At 72.1% G+C, this 11,794-nt stretch carries 12 protein-coding genes and 2 tRNA genes; 3 read left to right on the top strand and 11 right to left on the bottom strand.

Features of this window, described 5'->3' with window-relative positions:
• On the top strand, nucleotides 1–763 hold a 763-nt coding region (locus tag QZX64_RS01835; protein ID WP_295656471.1), incomplete at its 5' end, for a molybdopterin-dependent oxidoreductase.
• 56 nt (nucleotides 764–819) lie between these two features.
• Here the strand turns inward: QZX64_RS01835 and tig are convergent.
• From tig to metG, 10 genes are all read right to left on the bottom strand, one after another.
• Nucleotides 820–2,250: a trigger factor gene (gene tig / locus QZX64_RS01830; protein WP_295656470.1), complete on the bottom strand. Its 1,431-nt coding sequence runs from the start codon at nucleotides 2,248–2,250 to the stop codon at nucleotides 820–822.
• Between the two features lie 45 nt (nucleotides 2,251–2,295).
• Nucleotides 2,296–2,368: transfer RNA gene (locus QZX64_RS01825), tRNA-Pro, on the bottom strand.
• 33 nt (nucleotides 2,369–2,401) lie between these two features.
• Nucleotides 2,402–2,475, bottom strand: a tRNA-Gly gene (locus tag QZX64_RS01820).
• A gap of 100 nt (nucleotides 2,476–2,575) precedes the next feature.
• Nucleotides 2,576–3,673 carry a PP2C family protein-serine/threonine phosphatase gene (locus QZX64_RS01815; RefSeq protein WP_295656469.1) on the bottom strand — a complete coding sequence of 366 codons (1,098 nt, stop codon included), beginning with the start codon at nucleotides 3,671–3,673 and terminating at the stop codon, nucleotides 2,576–2,578.
• Nucleotides 3,670–4,548, bottom strand: coding sequence for an Fpg/Nei family DNA glycosylase (locus tag QZX64_RS01810; protein WP_295656468.1), 879 nt, complete (start codon nucleotides 4,546–4,548; stop codon nucleotides 3,670–3,672). The genes QZX64_RS01815 and QZX64_RS01810 overlap by 4 nt, the downstream gene beginning before the upstream one ends.
• On the bottom strand, nucleotides 4,541–5,056 hold the full coding sequence (locus tag QZX64_RS01805; RefSeq protein ID WP_295656467.1) for a ribose-5-phosphate isomerase: 516 nt from the start codon (nucleotides 5,054–5,056) through the stop codon (nucleotides 4,541–4,543). Before QZX64_RS01805 ends, QZX64_RS01810 begins: the two co-directional genes overlap by 8 nt.
• A gap of 22 nt (nucleotides 5,057–5,078) precedes the next feature.
• Nucleotides 5,079–5,849 carry an MBL fold metallo-hydrolase gene (locus QZX64_RS01800; protein ID WP_295656466.1) on the bottom strand — a complete coding sequence of 257 codons (771 nt, stop codon included), beginning with the start codon at nucleotides 5,847–5,849 and terminating at the stop codon, nucleotides 5,079–5,081.
• 1 nt (nucleotide 5,850) lies between these two features.
• Nucleotides 5,851–6,414, bottom strand: a complete 564-nt coding sequence (locus tag QZX64_RS01795) for a hypothetical protein (protein ID WP_295656465.1) — start codon at nucleotides 6,412–6,414, stop codon at nucleotides 5,851–5,853.
• 26 nt (nucleotides 6,415–6,440) lie between these two features.
• Nucleotides 6,441–7,469, bottom strand: a complete 1,029-nt coding sequence (locus tag QZX64_RS01790) for a hypothetical protein (protein ID WP_295656464.1) — start codon at nucleotides 7,467–7,469, stop codon at nucleotides 6,441–6,443.
• 66 nt (nucleotides 7,470–7,535) lie between these two features.
• Nucleotides 7,536–9,323, bottom strand: a complete 1,788-nt coding sequence (gene metG, locus QZX64_RS01785) for a methionine--tRNA ligase (RefSeq protein ID WP_295656463.1) — start codon at nucleotides 9,321–9,323, stop codon at nucleotides 7,536–7,538.
• A gap of 51 nt (nucleotides 9,324–9,374) precedes the next feature.
• On the opposite strand from metG, the gene QZX64_RS01780 reads away from it, so the two are divergent.
• Complete coding sequence (locus QZX64_RS01780; RefSeq protein WP_295656462.1) at nucleotides 9,375–10,055, top strand: GPP34 family phosphoprotein; 681 nt, start codon at nucleotides 9,375–9,377, stop codon at nucleotides 10,053–10,055.
• A gap of 6 nt (nucleotides 10,056–10,061) precedes the next feature.
• On the opposite strand, the gene QZX64_RS01775 is transcribed toward QZX64_RS01780, so the two are convergent.
• Nucleotides 10,062–10,661, bottom strand: a complete 600-nt coding sequence (locus QZX64_RS01775) for a disulfide bond formation protein DsbA (protein WP_295656461.1) — start codon at nucleotides 10,659–10,661, stop codon at nucleotides 10,062–10,064.
• Between the two features lie 81 nt (nucleotides 10,662–10,742).
• Here QZX64_RS01775 and QZX64_RS01770 point away from each other — a divergent pair.
• A partial coding sequence (locus QZX64_RS01770) for a M1 family aminopeptidase (RefSeq protein WP_295656460.1) occupies nucleotides 10,743–11,794 on the top strand: 1,052 nt, incomplete at its 3' end.

Here is an 11,794-nt window from a genome sequence, read left to right as displayed (position 1 = left end):
GCTCAACGGCGCCGTGGGCACCGCCGACTGGACCGGGGTGCCTCTCGTCCAGCTGCTCGAGCGTGCCGGCGTCACCGCGGACGCCACCCACGTCGTGCTCACCGGCCTCGACCACGGCATCGAGCGGGGCACGGAGCAGGACTACCAGCGCGGACTGTCCCTGGCCGACGCCGCGGAGGCCGGGGCCCTGGTCGTGCACGAGATGAACGGGGCTCCCCTGCTGCCGCAGCACGGGTTCCCGGTGCGCGTGGTGGTGCCCGGCTGGTACGGCATGGGCAACGTCAAGTGGCTGCGCCGCATCAGCGTCGTCACCGAGCCGTTCGACGGCTACCAGAACCGCGCCTACCGCCTCCGGCAGGAGGCCGGCGAGGAGGGCGTGCCGGTCACCCGCATCGAGCCGCGCGCGCTGGTCGAGCCGCCCGGCTTCCCCGACTTCATGACCCGCACCCGCGTCGTACGTCCCGGGCCGACGACGCTGCGTGGCCGCGCGTGGTCGGGCTGGGCCCCGGTGGAGCGCGTCGAGGTCAGCACCGACGGCGGCACGACGTGGAGCGACGCCGAGCTCGGTCCCGACCTCGGCCGGTGGGCCTGGCGCGGCTTCACCACCACGTGGGAGGCGACGCCCGGCGAGCACGGCCTCCGTGCCCGGGCCCACGACGCCTCCGGCCGGGTCCAGCGGGTGGACCCGGCGTGGAACCGGGGTGGGTTCACCAACAACGCCGACCAGCCCGTGCGCGTCGTCGTGCCCGCTCACGACGCCTGAGACGACACGACCCGCCGCACGGGGTGCGACGGGTCGGCGGCGGTGAGCACGGTGCCTCAGGCCTGGCTCGGCTCCTCGGCGGGCTCGGCGTCGTCGCCACCCTCGGCCTCGGCCTCGGCCTCGGAGTCGGCGTCGGCCACGGCCTCGGCCTCCGGCTCGGCGACGGTGCCGTCGGGGCGCAGGTTCCTCAGCTCCACCACGTTGCCCGAGGCGTCCTTGACCGTCGCCGTCTCGACGATGGCGGCCAGCGCCTTGCCGCGCAGGATCTCCTGCACGAGCTCGGGGATGTGGTTGTGCTCGAACATGTGGTTGGCGAACTCCTGCGGGTCCTGCCCGGACTGCTGGGCACGGCGCACCAGGTGCTGGGAGAGGTCCTCCTGCTCGACGCCGAGCTCTTCCTTCTTCGCCACGGCGTCGAGGATGAACTGGGCGGCGACGGCGTCACGGACCCGGCGCTCGAGGTCGGCCTCGAACTCGTCGGTGGTCTGGCCCTCGTCCTCGAGGTACTTCTCCATGGTCAGGCCCGCCTGGACGAGCTGCTGCTCGACGTTCTGGCGGCGGGCGTTGAGCTCTTCGGTGACCAGCGACTCCGGCAGCGGGATCTCGGTCTTCTCGAGCAGGGCCTCGAGGACGGCGTCGCGGGCGGCCGCGGCCTGCTCGAGGCGCTTGCCCCGGCCCAGGCGCTCACGCACGTCGGCGGTGAGCTCCTCGGCGGTGTCGTACTCCGAGGCCAGCTGCGCGAACTCGTCGTCGACGTCGGGCAGCTCCTGCTCCTGGACGGAGGTGACCGTCACGGTCACCTCGACGTCCTGGCCGACGAGGTCGCCGCCGACCAGCTGGGACGGGAAGCTCTTCGAGTCGCCCGCGGACATGCCGACCAGCGCCTCGTCGAGGCCGTCGAGCATCCCCCCGCGGCCGACCTTGTAGGACATCCCGGAGACCTCGCCGCCCTCGACGGTCTCGCCGTCGACGGCGGCCGCGAGGTCGACGGTCACGAAGTCGCCGTCGGCGGCCGCGCGCTCCACGTCGACCAGCGTGCCGAAGCGCTCACGCAGGGCCTGCACCTGCTCCTCGACGTCGGCGTCGCTCACCGCGACGTCGTCGACCTCGGCCTCGATGCCGTGATAGGAGGGCACCTCGAACTCGGGCTTCACGTCGACCTCGGCGGTGAACTCGAGCGACGCGTTGTCCTCGAACTTCGTCACCTCGATCTCCGGCTGCGCCAGCGGCTCGAGGGAGTTCTCCTGGAGGGCCTCGATGTACTTCTGCGGCAGCACCTCGTTGATCGCCTCGTCGAGCACGGCGCCGCGGCCGACCTGGCGGTCGATCACGGCCGGCGGGACCTTGCCGCGGCGGAAGCCGGGCACGTTGATCTGCTGGGCGATCTTCTTGTACGCCTTGTCGAGGCTCGGCTTGAGCTCCTCGAAGGGCACCTCGACGGTGAGCTTGGCCCGGGTCGGGCTCAAGGTCTCGACGGCGCTCTTCACAGGTGGTCTCCTCATGTCTTCGGTGGCTGTCCAGGTGTCGTGCAGTCGGGGCGACAGGACTCGAACCTGCGGTCTCCTGCTCCCAAAGCAGGCGCGCTAGCCACTACGCTACGCCCCGCCAAGTCGGGTCCGACGGGCGTCGGACCTGCCTTGGAGCGGATGACGGGAATCGAACCCGCGTAGTCAGTTTGGAAGACTGAAGCTCTACCATTGAGCTACATCCGCACGCACCCGACCGCCCCCCGAGGAGCGGCAAATGTGCGCTGCCATCGTGCCACACCCACCCGCGCGACCCCCAAACCGCCGGATCGGGCGAGACGCTCGCTCAGCGCCGGTGCACCAGCAGCAGGGCGCGGTCGTCGTCGGGTGAGCCCAGCCGGTCGATCAGCCGGGACGCACCGTCGCGGAAGTCTCCGCGCAGCACCCGCTCGGCCTGACCGATCATCTTGTCGATGCCCGAGGAGATGTCGCGGCCCCGCGACTCCACCAGCCCGTCGGTGTAGAGCATGATCGCGTCACCGCGCTTCATCGAGCCCCTGACGGCCTCGAAGTCGGCCTCGGCGATGAGGCCGAGCAGCGGCCCCGCGCTCGGCAGGACCGTCCACCGCCCCGTGCCGACCGACATCCGTACCGCAGGCGGGTGGCCCGCCGAGCGGACCACGAAGTCGCCGGTGCGCAGGTCGAGCGAGAGGTGGATCGCGCTGGCGAAGCCCTCGTCCCACTCCTGGCGCAGCAGGTAGGTGTTCGCCGCCGGCAGGAACTCCTCCGGCGGCAGCGCCCCCATCAGGCCGCCGAAGGCACCCGAGAGCAGCAGCGCACGGGTCGCGGCCTGCTCGCCCTTGCCCGACACGTCCACGACGGCGATGTCGAGGCGGTCGCCCGAGCTCGACCTGGACGCCACGACGAAGTCCCCCGCGAACGCCGTGCCGCCGGCCGAGCGGAGCTCGCTGCCGACCTCCCACTCCGGGGGCAGGTCGGGGATCTCGCCCTGGTTGAGGATGCGGTCGCGCAGGTCCACGAACATCGACTCGCCCATCAGCCCCGCGACACCGAGCCGGGACCGGCGGAAGGACCCGATCAGCACGACGAGTCCGACGCCGAAGAGCACGACGACCCCCGCGATCACGCGCACGGTGAACAGCGGCTGTCTGGTCAGGGCCAGGACCAGCACGGCCAGGACGAAGACGACGAACCACGGGAGGTACCGGGGCCCCAGCACGATGCTCGAGACCACCAGCGGCACGACCATCAGCACCAGCGGTGTGTAGTCGGGGAAGGTCGCGAGCACGGCGGCGATGAGCAGCGTCCCGACGACCAGCCAGCTCAGGTGGTGCGCGCCGTCGGCGCGCGTCAGCGCCACCCAGCGCCGTCGCGCCGAGCGGGCCGAGCGGGCCGCGATCCGGCCCGCGCCGCCGTTCGTCATGTGTTCCCTCGCTCCGCCTGGGCGGAGCCTATTGCGCGCGAGCGGAACGCGGGCTGACATCGGGGACACCAGAAGAGGTTGCGTCCGACCAGCACGTCGGTGCGCACGGCGGTGCCGCACAGCAGGCAGGGCTGGCCGGTGCGGCGGTAGACGTAGACCTCGCCGCGGCGACGGTCGGGACGCGCCCGGCCCGTCGCCTCCGCGGTGTGCTCGGGCCGGACGGTGTCGATGCGTCCGCTCCGCACGCCGTCGGCCATCAGCACGACGAGGTCGTCCCACATCCCCTGGAACTGGCCGCGTCGCAGCGTGCGGCCGGGGCGCAGCGGGTGGATGCGGTGCCGGAACAGCACCTCGGCGCGGTAGACGTTGCCGACCCCGGCCAGGACCTCCTGGTCCATGAGCAGGTCGCCCGTCGCGCGGGTGCTCCTGCTGATCCGCGCCCACGCCCGCGCGGGGTCGGCGTCGGCCCGCAACGGGTCCGGCCCCAGCCGGGCGACGATCTCGTCCCGCCTGGCCGGTCCCACGAGCTCGCACTGGGTGGCACCGCGCAGGTCGGCGTACGCCGTGCCCCCGGGCGGCGCGTCGGCCGTGACCAGGCGCAGCCGCACGGCCCCGACCGGAGCCGGCACCTCCTCGACGCCGGTGTGGATGGCGAGCTTCCCGTAGAGCCCGAGGTGCACGTGCACGAACCGCTCCCCCGACATCTCCACGAAGAGGTGCTTGCCCACCGAGTCGGCCCCGACCACGAGGGCCCCGTCGATCGACTCGGCGTCGGCAGCGAACCGGCCCTGCGGGCTGCTGGTCCGCACCGCGGACCCGGCGAAGGCGCTGGTGAGGTCGTTCGCCAGCTTCCTGAGGGTGTGTCCCTCAGGCATCGCTGCCCCGGCCGCGCCCCCGGGCGCTGTCGGGCAGGGGCGGCAGCTCGCCTGAGGCCTCGTACGTCGCGAGCTGGCCGATCCGGCGCACGTGCCGCTCGCCACCGCTGAAGGCCGTGTCGAGGAACACCTCGACGAAGCGCAGCATGTCCTCGACCGGGTGCATCCGGCCGCCGACGCCGAGGACGTTGGCGTCGTTGTGCTCGCGGGCCAGCGCCGCGGTCTCCTCGGACCAGGCGAGGGCGGCGCGCACCCCGCGGACCTTGTTGGCCGCCATCTGCTCGCCGTTGCCGGAGCCGCCGATGACGACCCCCAGCGCGTCGGTCCCCGCGGCCAGGTCCGCGGCGACGGCCTCGGCCGCGCGCAGGCAGAACACCGGATAGTCGTCGACCGGGTCATGGACGAACGGCCCGTGGTCGACGGGCTCGTGGTCGTGGTCGAGCAGCCACTCGGTGAGCCGCTCCTTGAGCTCGAGGCCGGCGTGGTCGGAACCCAGGTGGACGCGCATGGCGTTCATCCTCGCACCCGGGTCAGAGCCCGACGACCATCCCCTCGCGGGCGACCAGCACCTCCCCGTCGTAGACCTCCGCGACCTCACGAGCCGTGCGCGCCCGGTCGACACCGGGCCAGAAGTGGGTGAGCAGCAGGCGGCGGGCGCCGGCGTCGCGGGCCGCCTCGGCGGCGGTGCGCGCGTTCAGGTGCAGCTGCTCCTTCCTCGGCTGCGCGAGCTGGCTGTAGTCGGTGCACTCGACCACGAAGAGGTCGGCGTCGCGGCCGAGCTCGGCCAGGGCCAAGGAGGGACCGGTGTCACCGGTGTAGGCCACCACGAGCTCGTCGGAGACCAGGCGGACGCCGGCGTTGGTGACGTAGTGCGGGAGCTCGACCGACTCCAGGCGCCACGGCCCCACGTCGTACGGCGGCGCGGGGAGGGTGTGCCACGAGAACACCCGGTCGATCCGCCCGTCATCGGGACCGTCGACGGCGTCGGCCGCCAGCACCTGCTCGCGGACCTGCGGCGGCGCGTACACGGGCACCGCCGGGTCGCCCCGGGCGCCGAACCAGCGTGCCCGGAAGTAGGCGTGCAGGTCGCCCATGTGGTCGGCGTGCGCGTGGCTGACCACGACCGCGTCGACGCCACCGCCGGCGTCGGAGCCGAGGTGGGCCAGCAGCGGGACGACCGTGCCGTAGCCGAGGTCGAGCACGACGCGGGAGCCCGCGTGCTCCAGGACGTAGCCGCTGCACGCGTGGCCGGCGCCGGGCCAGGCACCACTGCTGCCGAGCACCAGCAGCCGGCCGGCCACCTCAGCGAGCCATCAGCACGTCCATGGCCACCGCCACGGCGGCGGCGACCCGGAAGTCGACCCGCGCGTCGGGCACGTCGACGGTGTAGCGGTCCCCGATGCTCATCTGGCGGCTGACCGAGAGCAGCGGGGCGCCGTCGTCGCTCACGTAGTCGAAGTGGACGGGCAGGAAGTCGAGCTCGGTGAAGCGGCGCAGCAGGGCGACCGCCATGTTGCGCTCCTGGCCGGTGCCGGCGTATCCAGGTCCCTCGATGCGGAACGTCGAGCGCAGCAGGCTGGCGCCGAACTCCTTGCGGAAGAACCCGATCTGGGCGCCCGTCTCGTCGGTGACGTCGTAGCCCGAGCCGAGGTCGAGCGCGGCCCGGGCCCTGAAGCCGAACACCGGGCGCGTGCGCGTGGAGTCGGTGTAGAAGGTCACCTGCTCCTTGAACGCGAACCGCTTCTGCTCCGCGAACGCCATCAGCTGGCCGGCCCCGGGGCCGGGGCCGTATACCTCGAACCGGTTCACCATCAGCGTGAGCTTCTGCTTCACGAAGAACTGGGGCAGGTGCATCTGTGCGGTCATGCGGCACAGCCTAGGGAGTCGGCGGGTCAACCGCCCGGCATGTCGTCGTGGCAGCGCCGGAAGACCTCGTACGAGCCGCCGGTCAGCTCCACCCCCTCGCCCCAGAGCGGCAGGCACGCGTCCCGCGTCAGCTCGCGAACGGCCACGCCGTCATCGAAGCCGTTGCCACGACAGCTCGCGTAGCCGACGTACACCTGCGAGCGGCCGGCGTCGGGGCTCTCCAGGTGGAGGGCGAGCACCCGGTCGCCGAAGTCGTCCTCCGCGCAGTTCGCCGGGTCGTCGGGCCCGCCACCCACCGGCGCCTGCTTGATCGCCTCGAGGAGCGTCTGCGCGGGGGCGCCGTCGAGCCGCCGGACGGCGAGAAGGCCCGGGCGGGCGTACGTCCCGCGGCGGTACTGGCAGATCGTGATGCTGCTGACGGCGCCCACCGCGGTGATGTCGGCGGGCCCGGGACGTGGACGGTCCGGCGCCACGGCCGGCGACGCGACCTCGCAGCCCTCGGGCGACCGCTCGACCACCCGGGCGGAGGAGAGGATCGGCTGCACGAGGTCCGTCACCGACCCGTCGTCCAGCACCCTCACCTGGACGTCGCCCACGGTGCGGGCCGTCAGCGTCCACCCCCGGTGCGTCGACGCGCCGTCGGGCACCCGCGGCCCGCCCTCGACGTCGGTGTCGGCGAGCTCGACGTGCGGCGTCCACAGGCGGGGCGGGGCCGAGCCGAAGGCCGCCGGCACGACCTCCTCCTCGGGGCACGCGATCGCCAGGACCACGACTCCGGGAGGCAGCTGCACGAACGGCTCGTCCTGGAACCGCCGCTCGCCCCCGGGCACGTCGGCGCACCAGTCAGGACCGGCCTCGCGCCCCCATCCCCAGGCCCTGGGCACGTCGAGGCTCACGTCGCGGTAGGTCACGGTCCGGGTGTCATGGGCGGCGCCGGTCGGCTCGTCGGCCCGGTCCCTCGTGCCGGTCAGCAGCGCGACCCCGGCCACCACGACCAGGACGCTCGCCACGACCGCCGGGATCGTCCAGCGCACGAGCCGGTCGCGGGTCCCCATGGACGCATCGTGCACCGCCGGAGCGTCCGGCGGAACGGGCGAGACCCAACCGTGACGCGACCCGACTCATCCCGAGAGCCGGGCCAGCTCCTCCTCGACCACGGTCGGGTCGAGCTTGGTGAAGACGGGGACCGGCTTCGCCACCACGGTGCCCACGACGATCGGCGTACGGCGCCACGCGCGCGGGGCGGAGTAGTCGCCGGTGATGATCGGGTAGCCCGGGCCGCCGTCGAGGTCGTCGGCCTCCTCGATGCGCGGCATCGGCTGCACGTCGCCGGGCCCGCCGAGGACCCGGTCGACGGCGTTGGCCGAGAAGGGGAGGAAGGGCGAGAGCACCGTGTTCAGGTCGCTGACGCACTGGGCGGTGACGTGCAGGACCGTGCCGAGGCGCTCCGGGTCGTCCTTGATCTTCCAGGGCTCGGAGTCGGAGACGTACTTGTTGACGTCCGCCACCGCACGCATCGCCTCGTTGATGGCCTGGCGCATCCGGTTGCGGCCGATCAGCTCGCCGACGGTGCCGAACGCCGCCTCGGTCGAGGCCAGCACGGCCTCGTCGTCGGCGGTGAGCGTGCCGGCGGCCGGCAGCTCGCCGAAGTTCTTGGCCACGAGGGTGGCGGTGCGGTTGACCAGGTTCCCCCAGCCCGCCACGAGCTCGGAGTTGGTGCGCTGCACGAACTCCGCCCAGGTGAAGTCGGCGTCCTGGCTCTCCGGGCCGGCGGCGGCGACGAAGTAGCGGAAGGCGTCGGGCTGGTAGCGCTCGAGCAGGTCGCGGACGTAGATGACGACCTTCTTGGAGGAGGAGAACTTGCGGCCCTCCATCGTCAGGAACTCCGAGCTCACGACCTCGCTCGGCAGGTTGAGGGTGCCGAGCTCGTGGGTGGAGCCGCCGTTGCTCCCGCTGCCGTTGTAGGCGAGCAGCTCGGCCGGCCAGATCTGGCTGTGGAAGGTGATGTTGTCCTTGCCCATGAAGTAGTACGACAGGGCCTGCGGGTCGTTCCACCACTGGCGCCAGGCCTCGGGGTCGCCGCTGCGGCGGGCCCACTCGATGGAGGCGGAGAGGTAGCCGATCACCGCGTCGAACCAGACGTAGAGCTTCTTCGTCGGGTTGTCGCGCCAGCCCTCCAGGGGCACCGAGATGCCCCAGTCGATGTCGCGGGTCATCGCGCGCGGCCGGATCTCCTTGAGGATGTTCTGGCTGAACTTGATGACGTTGGGGCGCCAGGTGCCGGTCGCCTCGCGCTCGTCGAGCCACTCCCCCAGCGCCTCGGCCAGCGCCGGCAGGTCGAGGAAGAAGTGCTGGGTCTCCACGAACTCCGGGGTCTCGCCGTTGATCCGCGACCGGGGGTCCTTCAGGTCCTGCGGGTCGAGCTGGTTGCCGCAGTTGTCGCACTGGTCGCCGCGCGCGCCGTCGTACCCGCAGATGGGACAGGTGCCCTCGATGTAGCGGTCGGGCAGGGTGCGGCCCGTGGACGGCGACACCGCGCCGTACGTCGTCTGCTCGAGGAAGTAGCCGTTCTCGAAGACCCCCGTGAACATCGCCTGCACGACCGCGTGGTGGTTGCGGGTGGTGGTGCGGGTGTAGAGGTCGTAGCTGCAGCCGAGGGCGACGAGGTCCTCGGCGATGAGCCGGTGGTTGCGGTCCGCGAGCTCCTGGGGCGGCACGCCCGCCTCGTCGGCGGCGATGAGGATCGGCGTGCCGTGCTCGTCGGTGCCGGAGACCATGAGCACGTCGTGGCCGGCCATCCGCATGTAGCGGCTGAACACGTCGGAGGGCACACCGAAGCCGGCGACGTGGCCGATGTGTCGCGGGCCGTTGGCGTACGGCCAGGCGACGGCAGACAAGACCTTGCTCATGCCGCGATCCTAGGCGGCGCGCACCCGCCGGCCGTTGCCTAGGGTGGAGCCATGAGCACTCTCATCGCCGAGGACCTGCTCCTGCTCCTGCTCGACGACGACAAGGGCACCATGCGGGCCGGCAGCTACACCCAGACGATCCTGGGCGGCGGCCTGCTGATGGAGCTGGCCCTGGCCGACGCCGTCACGGTGACCGAGAAGCAGGGCTTCTGGCAGAACGCCCACGTCGTGCCCCGCCCCGGTGCCCGGACGGGAGACCCGGTGCTGGACGACGCCCTCGCCCTGGTGGCCGAGAGGCAGCGCACGGCGCAGGACGTCGTCAACCGGCTCGGCAAGGGCCTCAAGGAGACCCTCACCGCACGCCTGGTGGAGCGCGGGATCCTGGAGCGGCGCGAGGGCAAGGTCCTCGGGCTGTTCCCGCACACGACCTGGCCCACCGCCGACTCCTCGCACGAGGAGGAGGTACGCCGCGCCGTGGAGGCCACGCTCCTGCAGGGCGTGACGCCCGACGAGCGCACCGGCGGCCTGGTGGCGCTGCTGCATGCCGTCGGGCAGGCTCACCGGGTCATCGACCTCCGCGGCGCCCGCGCCGGCGACGTCAAGGCGCGGGCCAAGGAGATCGCGGAGGGTGCGTGGGCGGCGAAGGCCGTCAAGGACGCCATCGCCGCCTCGGTCGCGGCGACGACGGTGGCGGTCACCGCCGCCACCTCCGTCGCCGCGGCGGGGTCGTGACCGGCGTCAGCTGAAGTCGAGCTCGCCCGTCCGTGAGCGCTTGAGCTCGTAGAAGTAGGGGACCTTGGCCACCGCCACGCAGCCGTCCCAGAGCTGCCCGGCATCCTCGCCGCGCGGGATCCTGCTGAGGACCGGGCCGAAGAAGGCGGCGCCCTCGAAGGCGATGGTCGGGGTGCCGACGTCGTTGCCCACCTGGTCCATCCCCTCGTGGTGCGACCTCGCCACCGCCTCGTCGTACGACGGGTCGTCCATGGCGTCGACGAGCTCCGGCTCGAGGCCCGCGTCGGCGACGGCTCCCTGGATCAGCTCGCGGCTGATCGCCTGCCCGTCGCGGTGGATGCGCGTGCCCATCGCGGTGTAGAGCGGCAGCAGCACCTCGCGGCCGTGCTTGTGCTCGGCGGCGATGCAGACACGCACCGGTCCCCACCCGGGGTCGAGCTTCGCGCGGTAGTCGTCGGAGACGTCCCCGTCCCTGTTGAGGTAGGCCAGGCTCATCACGTGCCACGTGACCCTGATGTCGCGCACCTCCTCCACCTCCAGGATCCACCGCGAGGTGATCCAGGCGAACGGGCACATCGGGTCGAACCAGAAGTCGGCGTCGGTCATGGGTCCAGTCAAACACCACGCACGAAGAGGCCCGGGTCACCGGTGTCGTCCGGCGCCCGTGCAGGTGGCAGGATGCCGCGCATGGCAGGCACCAATCTTCACCGCGACGAAGCCGCAGCGCGGGCCGGGCTCCTCGACGTCACGTCCTACACGATCGCCCTGGACCTGACCACGAGCGAGACGACGTTCGCGTCCACGACGACCATCGAGTTCACGGCTCGTGAGGCGGGGGCCTCGACGTTCGTCGACCTCGTCGGCGCGACGGTGCACGAGATCACGCTCAACGGGCGCTCGATCGACCCCGCGACGGCGTACGCCGAGAGCCGCATCCAGCTCGACGACCTGGCGGCGGAGAACTCGCTGGTCGTGCGCGCCGACTGCGCCTACAGCCGCACCGGCGAGGGCCTGCACCGCTTCGTCGACCCGGCCGACGGCCGCGTCTACCTCTACACCCAGTTCGAGGTGCCCGACGCCCGGCGGGTCTACGCGACCTTCGAGCAGCCCGACCTGAAGTCGGTGTTCGTCTTCGACGTGACGGCGCCCGCCCACTGGAAGGTCGTCTCCAACGCCCCGACGCCTGAGCCGACGCCGCTCGGGGACGACAAGGCACGGTGGCGGTTCCCGCCGACCGAGCGGATCTCGACCTACATCACCGCCCTCGTCGCCGGCGAGTACCACCAGGTCCTCGACACCTACGCCGGCCGGTTCGGCGAGATCAGCCTGGGCCACTACTGCCGCCAGTCGCTCAAGCAGCACCTCGACATCGGCGAGCTGCTCGAGGTCACCCGCCAGGGCTTCGACTACTTCGAGACCGCCTTCGACTATCCCTACCCGTTCGGCAAGTACGACCAGCTCTACGTGCCGGAGTACAACATGGGCGCGATGGAGAACGCGGGATGCGTGACCTTCCGCGACGAGTACCTCCCCCGCTCCCGCCAGGTGCACGCGTTCTACGAGCAGCGCGCCAACACGATCCTCCACGAGATGGCCCACATGTGGTTCGGCGACCTCGTGACCATGAGGTGGTGGGACGACCTCTGGCTCAACGAGTCCTTCGCCGAGTGGGCCTCCCACCACGCGATGGTCGCCGGCACGAAGTACACCGAGGCCTGGACCGGCTTCACCAACGCCCG

It is taken from the genome of uncultured Nocardioides sp., assembly GCF_902805925.1.
Lineage (GTDB): Bacteria > Actinomycetota > Actinomycetes > Propionibacteriales > Nocardioidaceae > Nocardioides.
This window is presented reverse-complemented; position numbering and strand designations above follow the sequence as displayed.

What these genes read in the sequence shown, in the direction of transcription:
- QZX64_RS01775 (WP_295656461.1), bottom strand. Translation starts at nt 10,661, where the DNA reads ATGACCGACGCCGACTTCTGGTTCGACCCGATGTGCCCGTTCGCCTGG.
- metG (WP_295656463.1), bottom strand. Translation starts at nt 9,323, where the DNA reads ATGAGCAAGGTCTTGTCTGCCGTCGCCTGGCCGTACGCCAACGGCCCG.
- QZX64_RS01810 (WP_295656468.1), bottom strand. Translation starts at nt 4,548, where the DNA reads ATGCCTGAGGGACACACCCTCAGGAAGCTGGCGAACGACCTCACCAGC.
- QZX64_RS01780 (WP_295656462.1), top strand. Translation starts at nt 9,375, where the DNA reads ATGAGCACTCTCATCGCCGAGGACCTGCTCCTGCTCCTGCTCGACGAC.
- QZX64_RS01790 (WP_295656464.1), bottom strand. Translation starts at nt 7,469, where the DNA reads ATGGGGACCCGCGACCGGCTCGTGCGCTGGACGATCCCGGCGGTCGTG.
- QZX64_RS01795 (WP_295656465.1), bottom strand. Translation starts at nt 6,414, where the DNA reads ATGACCGCACAGATGCACCTGCCCCAGTTCTTCGTGAAGCAGAAGCTC.
- QZX64_RS01815 (WP_295656469.1), bottom strand. Translation starts at nt 3,673, where the DNA reads ATGACGAACGGCGGCGCGGGCCGGATCGCGGCCCGCTCGGCCCGCTCG.
- QZX64_RS01805 (WP_295656467.1), bottom strand. Translation starts at nt 5,056, where the DNA reads ATGCGCGTCCACCTGGGTTCCGACCACGCCGGCCTCGAGCTCAAGGAG.